Raw genomic sequence first — 18,456 nt, 5'->3', positions numbered from 1 at the left:
CAACAGCAGGCTAGGTAAAAGCCGCAATCACCCTGCGATGAACAGCCCGATCCACAGGGTACGCGGCACGCCGAGATCGATCGAGCCGGCGGCATTGCGGGTGACGATGCGGGCATCGGCCAGATTTTCCGCCCGCAGCGAAAAGGCGACGCGGCGCAGCAGCGGCACGCGCAGCACCGCGTCCACCGTGGTTACCGGGGGCAGCGCGTCGAGCGACAGATCGTCCTCAAACTGCCGGCCAGTGTGGCGCAGCGTGGCCGATGCCGCCCAGCCGCCCCGCGCCCACGCCAGCGTGGTGCTCAGCATGTCGGCCGGGCTCTGCGCCGGGCGCCGGCCATCGAGCGCGCCGGGGCTTGCGACACGGCTATCATTATGCGCGTAGCTGGCGGTGAGCGACCAGGCGCCCCGCTGATATGCCGCCTCCACCTCCACCCCGCGTGCATCGATTGCGCGCAGATTCTGCCGCTGGCGCAGATTGGTGCCGATGGTGACATTGGCAATCGCCCCCTCCAGCCGGTTGACGAAGCCGGTGACGCTGAGGCGCAGGCCGCGCATCGGGGTCAGCTCCACCCCTGCCTCGCCGCCGCGCAGCCGCTCCAGGTCGAGCGCGGCATTGGCTTGGGTCGCAACCGGAAACACCACGAAGGGGCGGTAGAGCTCGTTCAGCGTCGGCACGCGAAAGCCGGTATAGCCCGCCGCGCGCAGCGCCAGCGCCGGCACGGGCCGCCACAACAGCCCGGCGCGGCCGCTAAGCTCGGTCCCGGCGCGGTCGGCAAAGCGGCGCGCGGTCACCGCCCCTGTCGGCGCCCCCTCGCTGAAGAAGCCGCCCGTGATCATCCAGCGATCAACCCGCGCGCCGGCGGTCAGCGTCAGCGCGCCCAGCACCCAGTCATCCTCGACATAGGCGCCAACCACCCCGGTCTGCCCGCCCAGCGCCCGCCGCGCGGTGACGGCGCCCGACGCGGCATAGGCGTCCTCCAGCGCGCGCCCCTCGGCATGGCGCGCATCGATGCCGAAGCGCAGCACATGGCCGCCGCCGACCGGCGGGCGCAGCTCCAGCTTGGCACCGGCGCCCAGCGACGGCGTCGCGCGCTGATCCAGCGTCGGGCGGAACGTGGTCGCCGAAATCACCCGGTTGCCGAAATCGCGCAGCTGCAGATAGGCGAGCGCCTCCACCTGCCAGCGCCCGCGATGGACGAGGCGGACGCTGGCATCGCCGCCTTGCGAGAAACTGTCCGCCCCCGCAAAGCGCAGCGTCCGCCGGTCACCGAACAGCGAGAGGCGCGCCTGCACTTCCGTCGCGGCATCCACCGGCGCCACCAGCCGCGCGCCGACGGTCCAGTCCTGATAAGCCGCCGGGGCGCTCGCCGGCGCGCGCTGGTCGGGCGGGGTGGTGAAGAAGCCGTCGGCGCGCTGCCACTGGCCGGACAGTGCCAGTACGCCGGCGCCCAGCCGGGGCGCGGCCCCCGCCGCCAGCCGCTGCGCGTTGAAGCTGCCGCCCTCGGCCAGCGCGCTCCACCGGGGGAGCGCATCGGGCGCCGCACTTTCCAGCGCCACCGTGCCGGTCAGCGCGCCGGCGCCGAATGCGCCGCTGCCGCCGCCGCGCGTCACCCGCGCCGCGCCGAGCTGCCCCGGCACCAGCGCATTGAACGGCACGAAGCCGAAAAACGGGTCGGCAATCGGCACCCCGTCGAGCAACACCAGCGCGCGGCTCGCCGCATTGCCGCCCAGCGCGCGCAGCGTCACCCCTTGTGCCGAGGGGTTGGCGGAACGGCTGTCGCTGCGGCGGAACTGCTGGAAGCCCGCGACATCGGCGAGCGCGGTTTCCACCCGGCCGGCGGCATCGCCGGAAAGCCGCTCCGCCGTGATGGTGACGGTGCCATAGGCGGGCGCGCCGGGCGGGGCGGTGAGCGGCGTGCCACGCACCACCACCTCGGGCGCCGCCTCCTGCGCCGCCGCCATGCCGGGCGCCATCAGCAGCGCCGCCAGCGCCGGCCGCGCCAAAAAAGAGCATGTCGTGGACACCGAAATCAGCCGTTCTGTCCGCGGGAAACGAGATATATCATTTTAATACAAACGCTTAACTTCGTTCCTGTTCCAGCAGTTCCACCCGCACCTGGGTGGCGCGCAGCGACAGGCGCACTTCGATGATGAACATCACCAGCCCGCCGATCAGCAACAGCATCGCGCCGATGAACAGCAGCGCGATCAGCGTGCCGATATGCCAGTCGGTCAGTTCAGCAACGAACAGCAAGGCGACGAGCAGACAGATCGCAATCGCGCTGGCCACGCACAGGAACAGTGCGGCGTTGATCACCCCCATGCGCCGGTCGAGCTGGCGCAGTTCCCACACATGCCGGTCATGCTCGGCGCCGCTGGAGCGCGGGTGGAGCGCTTCGAGCGCGCGGGCGCGGTCCACCACGCGGCCCAGCCGCATCGCGATGACGTTCAGGATCGCCCCCATCCCGGCCAGCAGGAAAACCGGGCTCAGCGACAGCTGGATCGTCTGGGCAATGGCGGTAACGGCGGGAAGCGTTGTCATGCCCGTGATGTGTGCCGCGCGCGGCGGGCGGTCAAGCGCCCCCGCCCCCGCCCCCGCACCGCACATAGCGGAAGTACCACACCTCATGCCCCTTGCGCCGGGCCTTGGCTTCATAGCGGGTCTGGGGCCAGTCGTCGGGGCGCGTCAGGAAATCGGCGGCGGCCGCGGCCGTCCAGGCGAAATCGGTGCGCTGCGCCATCACCATCATCGCCCAGCGGCAATAGGTCGGGTCGTCGGTGCCCAGGCGGAACTCGCCGCCGGGCTTCAGCTTGGCCGCGATCAGGTTGAGCGGGCCATGGTTCACCATCCGCCGCTTGGCGTGGCGCGCCTTGGGCCAGGGATCGGGGTGGAGCAGATAGACCCGCTCCAGCGACGCATCGGGCAGCCGTTCCAGCACCGTCAGCGCGTCGCCCATGTGCAGCCGCACATTGCCCAGCTGCCGGCCGCGCAGGTGCGCCAGCGCGCTCACCACCCCGTTCAGAAAGGGTTCGCAGCCGATAAAGCCATGGTCGGGCCAGGCCGCCGCCTGCGCCGCCAGATGCTCGCCGCCGCCAAAGCCGATCTCGACCTGCAACGGTCGCGCGTCGCCGAACAGGGCTTCGCTGGTCAGCGCGCCCGCCTCGGGCACCGATAGGCGCGGCAATGCCTCCTCCACCAGCGCCGCCTGGCCGATGCGCAGCTTGTGGCCCTGGCGCCGGCCATAAAGGCGGCGAATGGTGGTGGGGTCGTTCATGGTGGCGCGCTTTAGCGCCGCCGGGCGCCGATGCGAAGGCCCGTGTTATGCCGCCTGTGGTTCAGGGGGCTCGGCCGGAGGCGCGCAGCCCATCTCGGCCATGAAGGCGACAAAGGCCGGGTCGGCGCGGATGGGGTCGAAGTCTTGGTCCTTGTGGACGGCGTCGCAGTCGAAGCAGCCAGCCTTGCCCGCCCATTGGCGAAGGCTATCGATCGCCGGCGCGACATTGCCACCGCGCGCGAGCAGGCAAGCTTTTTTGTGCAAAGTCTTAATGATCAGCGCGAGCACAGCGGAATCATCGCTGGCAGCAAACCGTTCTATCAGGTCGTCATAGACTGCAATTTCATCAGTAGATCGATTCAATTAATGCAGCGCTATTCCCTTGTTAAACAGCGCACTGGCGACATGATTACGAAGTTCAGGATGATCATTAGAGCCGAATTTATCAAAAACCTCGTCAAATGTCTGAATTGCTTCATCAATTTTACTCAATTGCCCTAATGCGGCACCCTTGTTGTTCATTGCCTTGGCTACTGCTTCACACTCAACAAAATCTTTACTATCCTTGAATCTGTAAATCAATTCGTCATAGGCAGCAATCTCATCATCGAGCCGGCCGAGATTACCCAATGTGACGCCCTTATTTGCAAGTGCCTTTGCCACTTGTTCACGCAGCGCAGGATCACCGTTGGTACTGAAACGGGATATCAGATCATCATAGACCCTGATTTCATCGTCTGGACGCCTCAAGCTGCCCAAAGTAATACCTTTATTTAGAAGTGCTTTGGCGACCTGCTCGCGCAGCGTGGGATCATCGCTAGCGCCGAACCGGGCGATCAGATCATCGTAGACCATAATTTCATCTTCCGGGCGTTTGAGTTCACCTAGTGCGATACCTTTGTTTATAATCGCTGTAGCGACCCGTCCCAATAGAACATTATCATCGCTAGCGCCGAACCGGGAGATGAGATCGTCATAAGCTGAAATTGCCTCATATGTCCGATCGATGCGATACAGTGTAACAGCCTTGTTAAACAGGGTCATCGCAACCCAATCGCGCAGGTCAGGATCGTCACTCGTCCTGAACCGTTGGATTAGATCGTCATATGTAGAAATTGCGTCAGATGGGCGATCAAGCTCGCCATAGGCATAGGCAAGGTTGAATAAGCCGAGCGCGGCGGCATTAGCATCGCTACCATGCAAATAGAGAATGGCACGGGCGTGGTCGCGCATTGCGTGCCAATCGGACTTGTCCAAACTGTCGATCAGCAATGCCCGAAGATCGTCTAGCGTGCGCTCGGCTGGTGGTTTTTCCGCCGCGATGGCGGCCGCGTCTTCGACGGTTTGACGATCTTTCTGTGTTGCGGGCGCTTGGCCGGCGGGCAGGCGAGCGATGATCTTTGCTGCGTCTGCGACGATTTGCTCGGCGCGCGTGCGGTGGCCGCTTATCTGGTCGACATCCGTTCTTGCTTCACCAAGCAGACGCTCGATCTCGTCCCGTTCGCCTTTGAGGCCCTCCTTCGCGGCCTCGACCGCTGCGCTTATCGCAGACTTCTCAACTCTAAACGCAAAGAGGACCGCCGCAATCGTAATCGCGGTGCCGAACAACCCGATCAACGCGCTTAGCCAACCGCCGATCACTTGAAGCCGCGCATGCCCGGCATCCTCCAACGCAGCGCGAGTCTCCAGGATCTCTCGTTTCAGGGCGAGGTCCGCTTCGCGCTTGCCCGAATCGGCCTTCTGCGCGTCCAGCGTCATCGCGCGTATCGCGAGTTCGGCATCTCGCCTGGCGAGTTCGTCCTCACGCTCGGCAAGTGTCTGCGCATTGCCCGGCGACATGCGCTCTTGCGTCGCCAGCGCGGGTGCGGCGAGCAGCATCAGCAATGCGGGCAATATCCAGCGCATGAAAAACGCCCCCTCCCCCGCCGATTAAGCCGGGGATGGGGGCGTTGATCAAGTCGCCAATATGCTTGCTACCAAATTGGCGGCAATAAGGCTTAAGCCAGCGCTGCCTTCAGATCATCGACCAGGTCGGTGCGTTCCCAGGGGAACAGGTCGCCTTCGGCGGTGCGGCCGAAATGGCCATAGGCCGCCGTCTTGGCATAGATCGGCTTGTTCAGGCCCAGATGCGTGCGGATGCCGCGCGGGGTCAGGCCGCCCAGCTTGCCGATGCCGGCAATCGCCGCTTCCAGCTGGTCGTCGCCCACCGTGCCGGTGCCGTGCGTGTCGACATAGAGCGAAAGCGGCTTCGACACGCCAATGGCATAGGCCAGCTGGATGGTGCAGCGCTTGGCCAGGCCCGCCGCGACGATGTTCTTCGCCAGATAGCGGCTGATATAGGCGGCCGAACGGTCCACCTTGGTCGGATCCTTGCCGCTGAACGCGCCGCCGCCATGGGGCGCCGCGCCGCCATAGGTGTCGACGATGATCTTGCGGCCGGTCAGCCCGGCGTCGCCATCCGGCCCGCCGATTTCGAAGCTGCCGGTGGGGTTGATGTGATAGACGGTCGCGTCCGACAGCAGCGCCGCCGGGATCACCTCTGCCACCACCTTCTTCACATAGGCGTGGAGCTCGGCTTCCTTCGCGCCCTCGTCATAGCCCGGCGCATGCTGGGTGGAGACGACGATCGCGGTTGCCGCCGCCGGCACGCCGTTTTCAAAGCGCAGCGTGACCTGGCTCTTGGCGTCGGGCTCAAGGAACGGGGCGGCGCCCGAGTGGCGGTCCGCGGCCATCCGCTCCAGAATCTTGTGGCTGTAATAGAGCGTCGCCGGCATCAGGCCCGGCGTTTCGTCGCAGGCAAAGCCGAACATGATGCCCTGGTCGCCGGCGCCTTCGTCCTTGTTGCCGCTTGCGTCCACGCCCTGCGCGATGTGCGCCGACTGCGGGTGCAGATTGTTTTCGAAGCGCAGCGTCTGCCAGTGGAAACCGTCCTGCTCATAGCCGATGCGCTTCACCGTGTCGCGCACGGCGGTCTCAACCTCTTCCTGCACGCCGGGCGCCCAGTTGCCCTCGGTATCCATGATGCCCTGGCCGCGGATTTCGCCGGCCAGCACCACCAGCTGCGTCGTCGTCAGCGTTTCGCAGGCGATGCGCGCCTCGGGATCTTTCGACAGGAACAGGTCGACGATCGCGTCGGAAATCTGGTCCGCGACCTTGTCGGGATGGCCTTCGGAAACCGATTCGGACGTGAACAGAAACGATGGGCGCATGGAATTCCCTCTTGGTTGAGCCACTTAAGGACGCATATTACGATATAAAGCTATCGTTATATGCTGCCCCTAGCGATCCCGGCGGCGGAAGGCAACAGCCGCCAGGGCGAGCGCCGCGCCGATCAGCAGCGTCAGCCAATGGCCGGCGCGGGCGAACGGCGTGGGGGCGGCAGGCGCCGGCAGCGCCACTTCGGCAGCACCGGTGCGGCCGGCGGCAACGCGCGCCAGCACCCGCCCTTGCGCGTCGACGATCGCCGAAATGCCGGTGGGCGTCGCGCGCAGGATGGGCAGCCCCTCCTCGATCGCGCGCAGCCGCGCCATGCCCAAATGCTGCGCCGGGCCAGCGCGGCCATACCAGGCATCGTTGGAGGGGTTGAAGATGAACGCCGGGCGGTGGCGCGGATCGACAATCTGGCCGGAGAAGATCACCTCATAGCAGATCAGCATGCCGGCATTGCCAAAGCCGGGCAGCGGCAGCGTGCGCGGCCCCGGGCCGGGCGCGAAATCGATGGCGCCCGGCACCAGTCGCGCAAAGCCCAGCGGCGTCAGCAGTGTGCGCCAGGGCAGATATTCGCCCCAGGGCACCAGATGCGCCTTGTCATACCGCCCGCGGATGCGGCCGGCCGCGTCGAGCACGAAGATCGAGTTGGTCACACTGGCAATCTCGCCATCGGCGCGAAAGCTGGCGGCGCTGCCCCCGGTCAGCAGCAGATCGCGCGGGCCGAGCGCGGCGGCAATGCGCCGCCGGATGGTGACGGGGTCGCCGCGCCAATAATAGCCGGGCGGATAGCCTTCTTCGATCAGGAAGCGCAGCGCCCCTTCGGGCCACAGGATCAGCCGGGGCGCCGCACCCGCCGTGCCGCTCTGGGCGAGCGCCGCGCGCAGGTTGCGCTCGGGGTAATCGGGGGTCGGGCGCACCTCCTCATCCAGATTGGGCTGGACGATGCGCACGCGCGGGGCCGCCGGGTCTGGCGCGGCCGGTGTCATCGGGATATCGACGCCGTTCAGTGCCAGCGCGGCGAGCAGCGGCGCCACCACCGCCCCCATCCGCCAGCGCCCCTGCGCCAGCAGCAGCAGCGCGCCCGCCACCACCACCGTCAAGCCCGACAGCGCATAGGTGCCGGTCCACGCCGCTGCCCGCGCCACCCCGATCAGCGGCAGCCACATCAGGCTGAGCGGCGCCCAGGGATAGCCGGTCAGCGCCCAGCCGCGCAGCCATTCCGTCAGCAGCCAGGCCGCGCCCGCCATCAGCACAAAGCCCAGCCCCGGCCCGGCGCCCGCGCGGTGCACCCGCCCCCACCGCCAGGCCAGCCCCGCTGCCATCATCGGGAAGATTGCGAGATACAGCGACAGCAGCGCCGGGGCGACATAGCCGAGCCATGCGGGCATCGCCTCCTGATAGGTGAAGGCGCGCTGGATCCAGCTGTTCGCCAGTGTGAAATGCGCCCAGCCGAACAGCCAGCCCCGCCACAGCGCGGCGCGCACATCGGGCGCATCATGCACCAGCGCCAGCCATGCGGCGAGCGCCGGCAGCGCCAGCCACCACGCCTCCAGCGGCGCAAAGCCCAGCGCCGCCGCCGCACCAAGCAGCAGCGACACTATGGCGGGGCGGCGGGCAAGCGGGGCGGGTAGCGTCATCGGGCGGCAGCTATGCGGCAGTCGGCACCGCGCGGGCAAGCGGCTTGCGCAGGCACGGGTGCGCGCTAAGGATGGCGACCATGGTCCGCCCCTTCCACCTGGCCTTTCCGGTGCATGATCTGGATGCCGCGCGCGGTTTCTATGGCGGGCTGCTGGGCTGTGCCGAGGGGCGCAGCGCCGCGCACTGGGTGGATTTCGACCTGTTCGGCCATCAGATCGTCGCGCATCTGGACCCCGCCGCGCGGCCGGCGGCGCATCACAATGCGGTCGATGGGCATGACGTGCCGGTGCCGCATTTCGGCGTGGTGCTGACAATGCCTGAATGGCAGGCGCTGGCCGAGCGGCTGACGGCGGCGGGCGTCGCCTTCGGCATTGCGCCGCACATCCGCTTTCAGGGGCAGGCCGGCGAACAGGCGACGATGTTCTTTCGCGATCCCAGCGGCAATGCGCTGGAGTTCAAGGCCTTTGCCGACGACGCGATGATCTTTGCAACCGATTGAGGCCGCTCAGTCCGCGTGCAGCTCGATCACCCCCAGCCGCAGCAGCGCCTCCGCCACGCGGCTGAACTCGGTGAGCATCGGCTCCAGAACGCTCGCAAGCCCCAGCTGGTTGATCGTGTCGGGCACCGTGCGCACGCCGCCGCGCGGATCCTCCACCAGCACACCGCGCCCGATCAGCTTTTCCACCTGTCGCCGCACCGTTTCGCGCGGCAGGCCGGTGGCAGAGGCGATGGCATTGCGCGAAATCGGCACCACCAGATCGTCGGGCAATCGGTCCTTGCCGCCATATTCGGGCGGCAATGTGCGCTCGCGCATCAGCTTCTGCACATTGGCGACCGCGACGGTCAGGCAGATCTGCAGCTCGACCGGCCCCAGCTTCAGCGCGCCAGAGCCGAACGCCTGCACCGTGGTCAGCTGCAGCGTCGCCAGATGATAGGCGGTTGCCCGCCACAAAGCGTCGGCCCGATCGGGATTGGTGGTGATGCGCGGCGCCATGATACGCGCCGAAGGCTAACAGCAGCTTTGCATACCCGAAATGGGCAATTCATAATGTTGGCACGTTTCAACCTTTGGCGCGGACTCGCCAGATGACGTTACCGACATCGTCCGCCACCAGCAGCGCGCCGGCACCGTCCAGCGCGACCCCCACCGGGCGGCCCCGGGCATTGCCGTCCTTGTCCAGAAAGCCGGTCAGCACGTCGACGGCCGCGGCGCCCTTTGCCGGAAAGCCGTTCTCGGCAAAGGGGACGTAGATCACCTTATAGCCCGACACCGGCACCCGGTTCCACGAGCCATGCTGGCCGATGAACGCGCCATCGGCAAAGCGCGGCCCCAGGCGCGCGCCATCGGCAAAGGCCAGGCCAAGCGAGGCAGTGTGCGGCCCCAGCGCATAATCGGGGCGTTTTGAATATTCCTGCAAATCCGGCCGCTTGGGCTCCACCCGCTTGTCGGGATAGCCGCCCCAGTAATAATAGGGCCAGCCGAAGAAATCGCCGAATTCAACTGCCGTCAGATAATCGGGCGCCAGGTCCGATCCCTGCATGTCGCGCTCGTTGACGGTGGTCCATAGCCGCTTGCTCTTGGGCTCCAGCGCCAGCCCCTGCGGGTTGCGCAGGCCGCCGGCATAGATGCGCATCGTCTTGCGCGCGGGGTCCACCTCCAGAATGCAGGCGCGGCCGGTTTCCTCCTCGATGCCGTTCTCGGCAATGTTGCTGGCCGAACCGACAGTGACATAGAGCAGCTTGCCATCGGCGCCGGGCAGCACCGTGCGCGCCCAGTGATTGCCGCCGCCGGGATAGCGCACCACCACTTCGGGCTTGGCGGTGATCCGCGTCTGGCCGGGTGTGAAGGGCACGCGCACCAGCGCGTCGGTATTGGCGATGTAGAGCTGCCCGTCGAGCAGCGCCATGCCCATCGGCGAATTGAGCCCGCCGATCAGCACCGATTTCTGCTCGGCCACGCCATCGCCATTGCCGTCACGCAGCAGAGTGATGCGATTGGCAGAGGGCACGCCGGCGCCGGCCTTGTTGAGCAGCCAGCCCATCACCAGGCCCGTAATGCCGCCCACCTGGCGCGGCGGCGAATTGCTTTCGGCGACCAGCACATCGCCATTGGGCAGGGTGAGCAGCCAGCGCGGATGGTCCAGCCCCTGCGCAAAGGGCTGCACCGCCAGGCCGGCCGCAGGGGTGGGCATTGCGCCGCCCTGCCAGCCGACGACATCGGCGACCTTGATCGTCGGCCAGATCTCGTTGCGCGGTTCGCTGATCGTGGGCCGGGCGCCCATCACCGCCGTGACCGGCAGGCGCGCGACATCGGGCTGCGCCAGCCACAGCCAGCCGCCGAACAGGACCGCGATGAGCAGCCCGGAGAAGATCAGGATATGTCGTGCCATGGGCCGGTCTTAACCCCCGCCTGATGCCACGAAAAGGGCAAAAGCGCGGGGCGGATCGGGGGCGGGGCCATCGGGTGGCCGCCGGTGAAAGGGAGGAACACCGGCGGCCGTGAAGGTCAGCACCTTCGGGGGAATAACTCAACCGGGGCACAGGGCGGCGCTGGCCGGCAGTTTATATAGGGAGCGACAGGAGATTTCCCAAGATCCCCATCTACGGTTTTTTTGTTACCGTACCCGCACCGCAGGCCGGGCGTCCGCGGTCAGCACCCGATCCCGGTGATGGCACCGAAGATGCTGCGCTTGCACTTCTTTTTCTGATCATCGCCATTCTGGCCGCCGCGCCCGCCGCGCTCGCTCATGTCGGGCATGCCGGGCACCCAGCTGGTGATCGAGCGGAAGCGCACCCGCGCGATCCATTCCTGGTTCCAGGGGCCGGTCTGCGGGCGGGGCGGATAGACGAAATTCGCCTCCGGCCCATAGGCGATCATCGTGCTGAACATCTGCTCGCCGGCGGCCTGTTTCACTTCCGCCGGGATGCTGCAGCTCTGCTGGCTGGGCGGCATCACCACGCCCTCGGTCACCAGCCGGTCGACGACCGAGGGGCTGAGCCATTCCCACAGCGCGCCGCCAAATTCGCGGCTGCTGGCCGAGCTCCACCAGATGATGTCGCCGACATCGTTATTGCCGCGCCGCCCGCTGACCTTGGCCCCCATCGCCCAGGCATAATAGCCGGTTGCGGTCGGCACCGATTGCCAGACAAGGCCGATCGACCCGTCCGCCGCCGGCGTCGCCCGCACCCTGAGCGGCGCCATATAATCCTGCTGCAGCGTGAACTTGATTTCGGGCGAGTAGGTGCCGGCAATGCGATGCTCGCCAATCACCGAGCCGCCCTGCGGCATCCGCCCCGATTTGCCGTTGGGCCATTCGCCATAGCTGCGGCTGTTGCTGGCGCTGGGCCCGCGATCAGAGGGCACGCGCGTGGTGAACAGATCGGGCGGCACCTGGCCTTGAGCGATCTTGGCAAAGTCGATGATCACCGGCTGCCCCGCGCCGGCATGCGCGCCACAGCCCCAGAAAATCAGCAGCCGCCCACGTGGCCGCTCAAAGTCCGGCGGGGCGCCTTCGACCGGTGCCCGCTCGGGCGTGATCAGCGGCACCGACGGCCCCATATTGGCGGCGGGCAGGAAGAAATGGTCCGCCTTGGGCGCGCCCGTCGGCGACAGCACCGAGCCCAGGCGCAGATGCAGGTCGTGCAGCGGCTGGCCATTGCCGCCGCCGCCCATCGCCATGCGCATTGCCGCGCCCATGTCCATCTTGCCGCCGCCCTGGCCGCCCGTCATGCCGCCGCCCATTTCGGCCAGGCCGGACAGCGTGCCGACATCCATATTGTAGCGCGCCTTGGGCGGAGTGACGATCTGGGCGGCGGGACGCGGGGGCGCCGCCGCCGGCCGGGCGCCGGGCTTTCGCTGTGCCATCAGGGCGGTTCCGGCCAGAAGCGCAACAGTTGCACAGACGATCGCCGAGCCACGCATGAAGCACCCCCGCTTGCGACACATTGAGTCTCGGCAAGCAGACTACACTGGTTCGTGCCGTTGGGCAAAGTCGCTGCGGGGCGGGTGAAGGCGCAGCCGCTGCACGCGTTTGCCGTCCGCCGCGGTGATCTCGATCACCCAGCCGCTCGGATGGTCGAGCCGCGTGCCGGCCTCCGGCACCTGCCCGGCGAGCAGCGCGGCCAGGCCGCCGACCGTGTCGATATCATCGTCGGTCTCGGCCAGGCGCGGATCGACCTGGGCCGCCACCTCTTCCAGCGCCGCGCGCGCATCCGCGTCCCACCCGCCGCCGGGCAGCGGCTGGAGCATCGCCTGCGGCGCGTCGTCATGCTCGTCCTCGATATGGCCGGTGATTTCCTCGATCAGATCCTCGATCGTCACCAGCCCCTCGGTGCCCGAATATTCGTCGAGCACCACGGCCAGATGCACCCGCTTCTGCCGCATGTCGGCAAGCAGATCGAGCGCGCCGCGCGCCATCGGCACGAACAGCGGCTCGCGGATCAGCGCCTTGATGCTCGGCGGGTGCGGCGCGCCCGTCGCCAATATGTTGAACACGTCCTTGATATGGACCATGCCGATGATGGTATCGAGCGCACCGCGATAGACCGGCAGCCGGCTGTGCCCGGCCTCCGCGAACAGCGCGACCAGATCGGCAAAGCTGGTCTGCTCCTCCACCGCCACAATGTCCGCGCGCGGCACGCCGATGTCGCCGCAGTCGCGCTCGCCGAAATGGAGCAGGTTGCGCACCATCTGCCGCTCAAGCGGGGTCAGGTCGCCCTTGGCATCGGGCGCGGGATCATCCTCGTGCGCGTCGATCACTTCCTCGATCTGCGCGCGCAGGCTGTCGTTCGGCTCTCCGAAAATCCAGGCGCGAAACTGGCGCCACAAGCCGCCATCGGCGGTGCCGGCGTCGCCGGCGGGGCTACTTTGGCCGTCAGGCATTAGCGGGGTTCAGTCCTCATAAGGGTTGTGCAAACCAAGCGCCCTTAGCACATCGCGCTCCAATTGCTCCATGGCCTCGGCATCGCTGTCGTCTATATGATCATAGCCGAGCAGGTGGAGCGTGCCATGCACGATGAGGTGCGTGGCGTGATCGGCAAGGCCGATGCCCTTCTCCGCCGCTTCCGCCGCGCAGGTCTGGTGCGCGAGCACGATGTCGCCCAGCAGCAGCTCGCCCGCGCCTTCCAGCGACAGATCGGCCACCTCCTCGGGCGCGAGCATGGGGAAGGACAGCACATTGGTCGGCTTGTCCTTGCCCCGATAATCGCGGTTCAGCGCCTGCACCTCGGCATCGTCGGTCAGGCGGAGCGAGATTTCGACCGTGGCAGCGGCGGCACGGAACGCCGCATAGGGGCTGTGGCGAACCGCCTCCTCCACCGCGCGCCGGGCCAGACCTTCCCAGTCAACGGCCGTACCCCAGCCATCATCGCAGCTGAGTTCGACGACGATCATGCCAGGTCCGTTTTCGAAAAATCATTGCCCGTGTACAGCAGCCGGGCATCATTGGCCTTGGCGCAGGCATAGGCAAAACAATCGCCCATGTTCAGCCGCGCCGGGTGGCCGCTGCGCTTGCCATAGACACCATGCGCATCAAGCGCGAGGCGATATTCCGCATCGCCGACCGCCACCGACCGGATGGACAATCGGTTCAGCATGTCGTCGAGCGCCCTGCGCGCTTCATCAAGCGTTACCGTTCGCTTGCGGGCGATCGCCAATACCGCTTCCCATTTGCCGACTGCGCAACATAGCCGGTCATTATGGCCCTGAAGCGCGCCAAGCAATCGTGGTGCGTCGGCTTCCTTGGTGACGATGGCGACCAGCGCCGATGCATCGGCGAGGATCGTCAATCGTCGTCTTCGTCGTTGAGGCTGTCATAAAAGGCCTTGTCAGCCTCCAGACCCGTCGGCGTGCCCAACGGATGTTCTTCCCAGAACTCTTCCATGATCGCCAGCAAAGGCCGTCCGGTGGGCGTTGCCGCTGCATCGCGGGCCAGTTCGTGCCGCAGTGCCAGTTTCACAGCGGCCGTTTTGGTAACGCCACGGCGCAGCGCCAGCTCTTCGGCCAGCGCGTTTGCCTCATGGTCCTTGACGTAAAGCGATGCCATGCGCCGACTCCCGGTATATCCTGCAACCTAATCAGGATATCCCAACATTCAAGCGCCCTTGCCCTCATACGCTTCCACGATCCGGCCGACAATGGGATGGCGCACCACGTCGGCGGCGGAGAAGCGGCAGACGGCCAGCCCCTCCACTCCTTCCAGCCTGGTCACCCCGTCGTTGAGGCCGGAGGCGGTCACGCCGCCGGGAAGGTCGGTCTGGTTGGGGTCGCCGCACACCACCATCCGGCTGTTCTGGCCAAAGCGGGTGAGGAACATCTTCATCTGCGCGGGCGTGGTGTTCTGCGCCTCGTCCAGGATCACAAACGCGTCGGCCAGCGTGCGCCCGCGCATGAAGGCGATCGGCGCGATCTCGATCTCGCCGCTTGCGATGCGCCGCTCCACCTGCTCGGCGGGCAGGCAGTCGTTCAGCGCGTCGTAGAGCGGGCGCAGATAGGGGTCGACCTTCTCCTTCATGTCGCCGGGCAGGAAACCCAGCTTCTCCCCCGCCTCCACCGCCGGGCGCGACAGGATGAGGCGCTGCACGCTGCCGGTGATCAGCTGGGCGACCGCTTGCGCGACCGCGATATAGGTCTTGCCGGTGCCCGCCGGCCCCAGCGCGAAGATGATGTCGTGGCGCTGCAGCTCGCGCATATAATGCGCCTGGGCGGGCGTGCGCGGCACGATGGTCTTCTTGCGGGTGCGGATCATCACCTGCGGCGCGGCTTCGGCCTCGGCGCTGATGATGCCGTCCAGCGTGGGCTCGGCCGCCATCGCGATTTCGGCGTCGATCAGCCCGGCATCGGCAATCTCGCCGCGCGAGATGCGGCGGTAGAGCCCGTTCAGCACGTCGCGCGCCGCCGCCACCGCTTCGGCCGATCCTTCCAGCCCCACCCGGTTGCCGCGCGCGGTGATATACACGCCCAGCCGGTTTTCGATGAGGAGCAGATTCTGGTCGAACTGGCCGAACAGCTCGGCCATCAGCTGGGGCTTGTCGAAGATGAGTTCGGCGCGGCTGCGCTCGCCGGACTGGGCTGGAACGGGCTTTCGGCTCATGCGGCTCCTGTGCTTCTGGGAAGCGCCCCGATGGACATACGCGCCGCCCGGGCCAGACTGTGGCAGATGGCCAAAGCGATGCAAGGGGAAGAAGGCGCCCGCCTAAACGCGGCGATAGATGAGGCTCAGATTATTGGCCGGCATCTCGACCAGGCGTTCGAGCGTGAAGCCATGGGCCACGGCCGTCACCGCCGCCACATCGCGCAGGCCCCAGCGCGGATCGCGCGCCTTCAGATTGTCGTCAAAGGCAAGATTCGATGGCGCGGTCGCCACGCCGGCGCGCAGGAAAGGCCCGTAAAGATAGAGCGGCGCGCCTGCGGTGAGCACTCGCGCCGCGCCCGCGAACAGCCCGAGCGTCGCCTCCCACGGGCTGATATGGACCATGTTGATGCAAAGGAGCGCCGCCGCCGCGTCAATCGGCCAGTCGGGCGCTGCGGCATCGAGGGGGAGTGGCGCGCGGACATTGGCCAGCCCCGCCGTCCATGCGGCAATCGAGGTGCGCGCGGCGCTTTCCGGGTCGCTCGGCTGCCAGCTGAGCGCGGGGAATTTCTCCGCGAAATAGGCGATATGCTCGCCCGAGCCGCTGGCGACTTCCAGCACAGTGCCGGCGGCCGGCAGCATTTCCGCCAGCACCGCCAAGATCGCGTCGCGGTTGCGCAGCGTTGCGGGGGCATGTTTGCGCGCCGCACCGGTGTCTTCGGTCGCAATCCAGGGGGTGGGGTCGCTCATCCGCCGGCCGCCTGCAGCGCCGCCGCGCGCCGCCACAGCACCAACCGCTGCATGCTCACCAGCCCCAGCGCCATCAGCAGCAGCGCATCGGTGATGGTGAGGAGCGTGATGCCCAGCGCCGCCGCCTCCTGCGCGGCAAAGCTGCGCGCCAGCGCCCGCGCGCCGATGATCGCGACGATGAACAGCAGCGCCCAGGGCGATTCGCGCTGGTTCAGCGTGCCGTTGTCGGGGTCCAGCTCCAGCTGCACCATCCGGCCGCGCTGCCAGCCGAACAGCGCGCCCAGCGCCAGGCCGAGCGCCGCCAGCCCCCAGCCGCGCACCCCCGCCGGCGGCGCGGCATAGAGCATCACGCCAGCGAGCGTGGCAATCAGCACCGGCATCACCCAGAGCAGCCCGGGGCGCAGCCGCCGACCACGCCGCATCCGGCGAAAGCGCAACGCGAGCACGAACGCCATCGTCGCGATCAGGATGATGGTGCTGACTGCCCCCGGCGGCATGGCGCGGGCGCCCCTATCGCGCCTATTCCGCCGCCAGCGCCACCGGCTCGCGCCAGGCGAGCACGGGCTTGCGCGCCGCCTGCGTCTCGTCCAGCCGGGCGCGGGGGGCAAAGTGCGGCGCCGTCTTCAGCGTCGCATCGCCTGCCTTGGCCCGCAGCGCCACCGAACGCAGCGCGCCGATGAACTGGTCAAGCGCGGCCTTGCTCTCGGTCTCGGTCGGCTCGACCAGCATCGCGCCATGCACGACCAGCGGGAAATAGACCGTCATCGGGTGGAACCCCTCGTCGATCAGCCCCTTGGCCACGTCGAGCGTCGAGAAGCCTTCGGGGAAGCCGTCATCGCTGAACAGCGCCTCGTGCATGCACGGGCCGGAGCCGGCGAACGGCGCGTCGAGCACGTCTTCCAGCCGGCGCAGCACATAATTGGCGTTCAGCACCGCATCCTCGGCCACCTGGCGCAGGCCGTCGGCGCCGTGGCTGAGGATATAGCTCAGCGCGCGCGTGAACATGCCCATCTGGCCGTGGAACGCGGTCATCCGGCCAAAGCTCTGGTCGTGATGGTCCTGCGCGGTTTCTTCCTCGACCAGCACGAAATGGTCGCCCTCCTTCTCGACAAAGGGCAAAGGCGCGAACGGCGCCAGCGCCGCCGACAGCACCACCGGGCCGGAGCCGGGGCCACCGCCGCCATGCGGGGTCGAAAAGGTCTTGTGCAGGTTGATGTGCATCGCATCGACGCCCAGGTCGCCCGGGCGCACCCGGCCGACGATCGCGTTGAAATTGGCGCCGTCGCAATAGACATAGCCGCCCACCGCGTGCACCGCGTCCGAAATTTCCTTCAGGTCGCGCTCGAACAGGCCGCAGGTATTGGGGTTGGTGATCATCACCCCGGCAATGTCCGGCCCCAGCCGGGCCTTCAGCGCGGCGGTATCCACGCGCCCCTCGGGCGTCGCCGGAATGTCTTCCACGCTGTATCCGGCAAAGGCCGCCGTCGCCGGGTTGGTGCCGTGCGCCGATTCGGGCACCAGAATGACCTTGCGATGCCCCTCGCCGCGCGCTTCCAGCGCCGCCTTGATGCACAGGATGCCGCACAGCTCGCCATGCGCACCGGCTTTGGGGCTCATCGCCACAGCCTTCATGCCGGTCAGGGTCACCAGCCATTCGGCGAGTTCATGGATCACTGCCAGCGCACCCTGCACGCTGTCCACCGGCTGCAGCGGGTGAATGTCGGCAAAGCCGGGCAGCCGCGCCATTTTTTCGTTCAGGCGCGGATTATGCTTCATCGTGCAGCTGCCCAGCGGGAACAGCCCCAGGTCGATCGCATAATTCTGGCGCGACAGGCGGGTGTAATGGCGCACCGCTTCGGGCTCGGCCAGGCCGGCCAGACCAATCGCCGCGTGCCGTTCCAGCCCGCCCAGCCGGGTAGTGACCGCGGGTGCCGCCTCGATATCGACGCCGGTGGTTTCGGTCGTGCCGATCTCGAAGATCAGCGCCTCTTCCAGCATCAGCGCGCGATTGCCGGTGAAGGTCGCCGGCGCGCCATCGAGGGCGGCGGCGTCGGTGTCGGGGCGCTCGGGGCGCCAGCCGCTTGCGTTGATGTTCATGCCAGCACCTCCTGAAGCGCGGTTGCCATGGTCTCGATATCGTCTTCGCTCGTCGTCTCGGTCACCGCGACGACCAGGCCGTTTTCCAGCGCCTGTTCGCCCGGATAGAGCCGGCCCAGCGACACGCCGGCCAGAATGCGCCGGTCGGCCAGCTGGCGCACCACCGGCCGCGCGGGCCGGGGCAGCTTCAGCGTGAACTCGTTGAAAAAGGCATTGTTCACCAGCGCAACGCCCGGCACCTGCGCCAGCCGCTCCGCCGCCGCCACCGCGCGCGCGTGATTGAGCGCCGCCAGCCGGCGCAGCCCGGCCTCGCCCAGCAAGGTCATGTGCACCGAAAAGGCCAGCGCGCAGAGCCCCGAATTGGTGCAGATGTTCGACGTCGCCTTTTCGCGGCGGATATGCTGTTCGCGCGTGCT

19 protein-coding genes and 1 pseudogene are annotated in these 18,456 nt (G+C 67.4%); 1 reads left to right on the top strand and 19 read right to left on the bottom strand.

The window, feature by feature from the left end; genetic code table 11:
* Positions 1 to 27: 27 nt before the first annotated feature.
* The 7 genes from K2Y03_RS07435 to lnt form a co-directional block, all read right to left on the bottom strand.
* A complete protein-coding gene (locus tag K2Y03_RS07435; RefSeq protein ID WP_294089658.1) occupies positions 28 to 1,974 on the bottom strand; it encodes a TonB-dependent receptor in 1,947 nt (648 codons plus the stop codon).
* Positions 1,975 to 2,080: 106 nt separating this feature from the next.
* On the bottom strand, positions 2,081 to 2,542 hold the full coding sequence (locus K2Y03_RS07430; protein ID WP_294089657.1) for a DUF2721 domain-containing protein: 462 nt from the start codon (positions 2,540 to 2,542) through the stop codon (positions 2,081 to 2,083).
* Between the two features lie 31 nt (positions 2,543 to 2,573).
* Positions 2,574 to 3,275: a tRNA (guanosine(46)-N7)-methyltransferase TrmB gene (gene trmB / locus K2Y03_RS07425; RefSeq protein ID WP_294089654.1), complete on the bottom strand. Its 702-nt coding sequence runs from the start codon at positions 3,273 to 3,275 to the stop codon at positions 2,574 to 2,576.
* 45 nt (positions 3,276 to 3,320) lie between these two features.
* Positions 3,321 to 3,563 carry a hypothetical protein gene (locus K2Y03_RS07420; protein WP_294089653.1) on the bottom strand — a complete coding sequence of 81 codons (243 nt, stop codon included), beginning with the start codon at positions 3,561 to 3,563 and terminating at the stop codon, positions 3,321 to 3,323.
* 75 nt (positions 3,564 to 3,638) lie between these two features.
* Positions 3,639 to 5,180, bottom strand: a complete 1,542-nt coding sequence (locus K2Y03_RS07415) for a tetratricopeptide repeat protein (RefSeq protein ID WP_294089651.1) — start codon at positions 5,178 to 5,180, stop codon at positions 3,639 to 3,641.
* A gap of 92 nt (positions 5,181 to 5,272) precedes the next feature.
* Complete coding sequence (gene metK, locus K2Y03_RS07410) at positions 5,273 to 6,484, bottom strand: methionine adenosyltransferase (RefSeq protein WP_294089650.1); 1,212 nt, start codon at positions 6,482 to 6,484, stop codon at positions 5,273 to 5,275.
* Positions 6,485 to 6,553: 69 nt separating this feature from the next.
* Entirely contained in the window at positions 6,554 to 8,083 is a 1,530-nt protein-coding gene (gene lnt / locus K2Y03_RS07405) for an apolipoprotein N-acyltransferase (protein ID WP_367114756.1), read from the bottom strand.
* A gap of 119 nt (positions 8,084 to 8,202) precedes the next feature.
* On the opposite strand from lnt, the gene K2Y03_RS07400 reads away from it, so the two are divergent.
* Positions 8,203 to 8,622, top strand: a complete 420-nt coding sequence (locus tag K2Y03_RS07400) for a VOC family protein (RefSeq protein WP_294089647.1) — start codon at positions 8,203 to 8,205, stop codon at positions 8,620 to 8,622.
* 6 nt (positions 8,623 to 8,628) lie between these two features.
* Here the strand turns inward: K2Y03_RS07400 and K2Y03_RS07395 are convergent, their stop codons facing one another.
* From K2Y03_RS07395 to K2Y03_RS07340, 12 genes and pseudogenes are all read right to left on the bottom strand, one after another.
* Entirely contained in the window at positions 8,629 to 9,117 is a 489-nt protein-coding gene (locus K2Y03_RS07395; protein WP_294089646.1) for a hypothetical protein, read from the bottom strand.
* Between the two features lie 67 nt (positions 9,118 to 9,184).
* Positions 9,185 to 10,513 carry a sorbosone dehydrogenase family protein gene (locus K2Y03_RS07390; RefSeq protein WP_294089645.1) on the bottom strand — a complete coding sequence of 443 codons (1,329 nt, stop codon included), beginning with the start codon at positions 10,511 to 10,513 and terminating at the stop codon, positions 9,185 to 9,187.
* A 260-nt stretch (positions 10,514 to 10,773) separates the two neighbouring features.
* The gene (locus K2Y03_RS07385; protein ID WP_294089643.1) at positions 10,774 to 11,988 is read right to left on the bottom strand and encodes a hypothetical protein; all 1,215 of its coding nucleotides are present in this window, start codon (positions 11,986 to 11,988) and stop codon (positions 10,774 to 10,776) included.
* Between the two features lie 99 nt (positions 11,989 to 12,087).
* Positions 12,088 to 13,005 (bottom strand): hemolysin family protein, encoded by a 918-nt coding sequence (locus tag K2Y03_RS07380; RefSeq protein ID WP_294089641.1) that lies wholly within the window; start codon positions 13,003 to 13,005, stop codon positions 12,088 to 12,090.
* A 9-nt stretch (positions 13,006 to 13,014) separates the two neighbouring features.
* A complete protein-coding gene (gene ybeY / locus K2Y03_RS07375) occupies positions 13,015 to 13,515 on the bottom strand; it encodes an rRNA maturation RNase YbeY (RefSeq protein ID WP_294089640.1) in 501 nt (166 codons plus the stop codon).
* Complete coding sequence (locus K2Y03_RS07370) at positions 13,512 to 13,910, bottom strand: type II toxin-antitoxin system VapC family toxin (protein WP_294089639.1); 399 nt, start codon at positions 13,908 to 13,910, stop codon at positions 13,512 to 13,514. Before K2Y03_RS07370 ends, ybeY begins: the two co-directional genes overlap by 4 nt.
* Entirely contained in the window at positions 13,907 to 14,167 is a 261-nt protein-coding gene (locus K2Y03_RS07365; RefSeq protein ID WP_294089638.1) for a type II toxin-antitoxin system VapB family antitoxin, read from the bottom strand. The genes K2Y03_RS07370 and K2Y03_RS07365 overlap by 4 nt, the downstream gene beginning before the upstream one ends.
* 48 nt (positions 14,168 to 14,215) lie before the next feature.
* On the bottom strand, positions 14,216 to 15,214 hold the full coding sequence (locus K2Y03_RS07360) for a PhoH family protein (RefSeq protein WP_294089637.1): 999 nt from the start codon (positions 15,212 to 15,214) through the stop codon (positions 14,216 to 14,218).
* 102 nt (positions 15,215 to 15,316) lie between these two features.
* Positions 15,317 to 15,943: a DUF938 domain-containing protein gene (locus K2Y03_RS07355; RefSeq protein ID WP_294089636.1), complete on the bottom strand. Its 627-nt coding sequence runs from the start codon at positions 15,941 to 15,943 to the stop codon at positions 15,317 to 15,319.
* Positions 15,940 to 16,440 carry a CcdC protein domain-containing protein gene (locus K2Y03_RS07350; protein ID WP_294089635.1) on the bottom strand — a complete coding sequence of 167 codons (501 nt, stop codon included), beginning with the start codon at positions 16,438 to 16,440 and terminating at the stop codon, positions 15,940 to 15,942. Before K2Y03_RS07350 ends, K2Y03_RS07355 begins: the two co-directional genes overlap by 4 nt.
* A 22-nt stretch (positions 16,441 to 16,462) precedes the next feature.
* Positions 16,463 to 18,040: an aminomethyl-transferring glycine dehydrogenase subunit GcvPB gene (gene gcvPB, locus K2Y03_RS07345; RefSeq protein WP_294089634.1), complete on the bottom strand. Its 1,578-nt coding sequence runs from the start codon at positions 18,038 to 18,040 to the stop codon at positions 16,463 to 16,465.
* Positions 18,037 to 18,456, bottom strand: a pseudogene (locus tag K2Y03_RS07340) (glycine dehydrogenase); the annotation flags it as partial. The pseudogene K2Y03_RS07340 and the gene gcvPB, both read right to left, overlap by 4 nt.

The sequence above is a fragment of the Sphingomonas sp. genome, from assembly GCF_019746015.1.
In the GTDB taxonomy this organism is placed as follows: Bacteria; Pseudomonadota; Alphaproteobacteria; order Sphingomonadales; family Sphingomonadaceae; genus Sphingomonas.
Note: the sequence above shows the minus strand (reverse complement) of the source record. Positions and strands in the feature narration are given on the sequence as shown.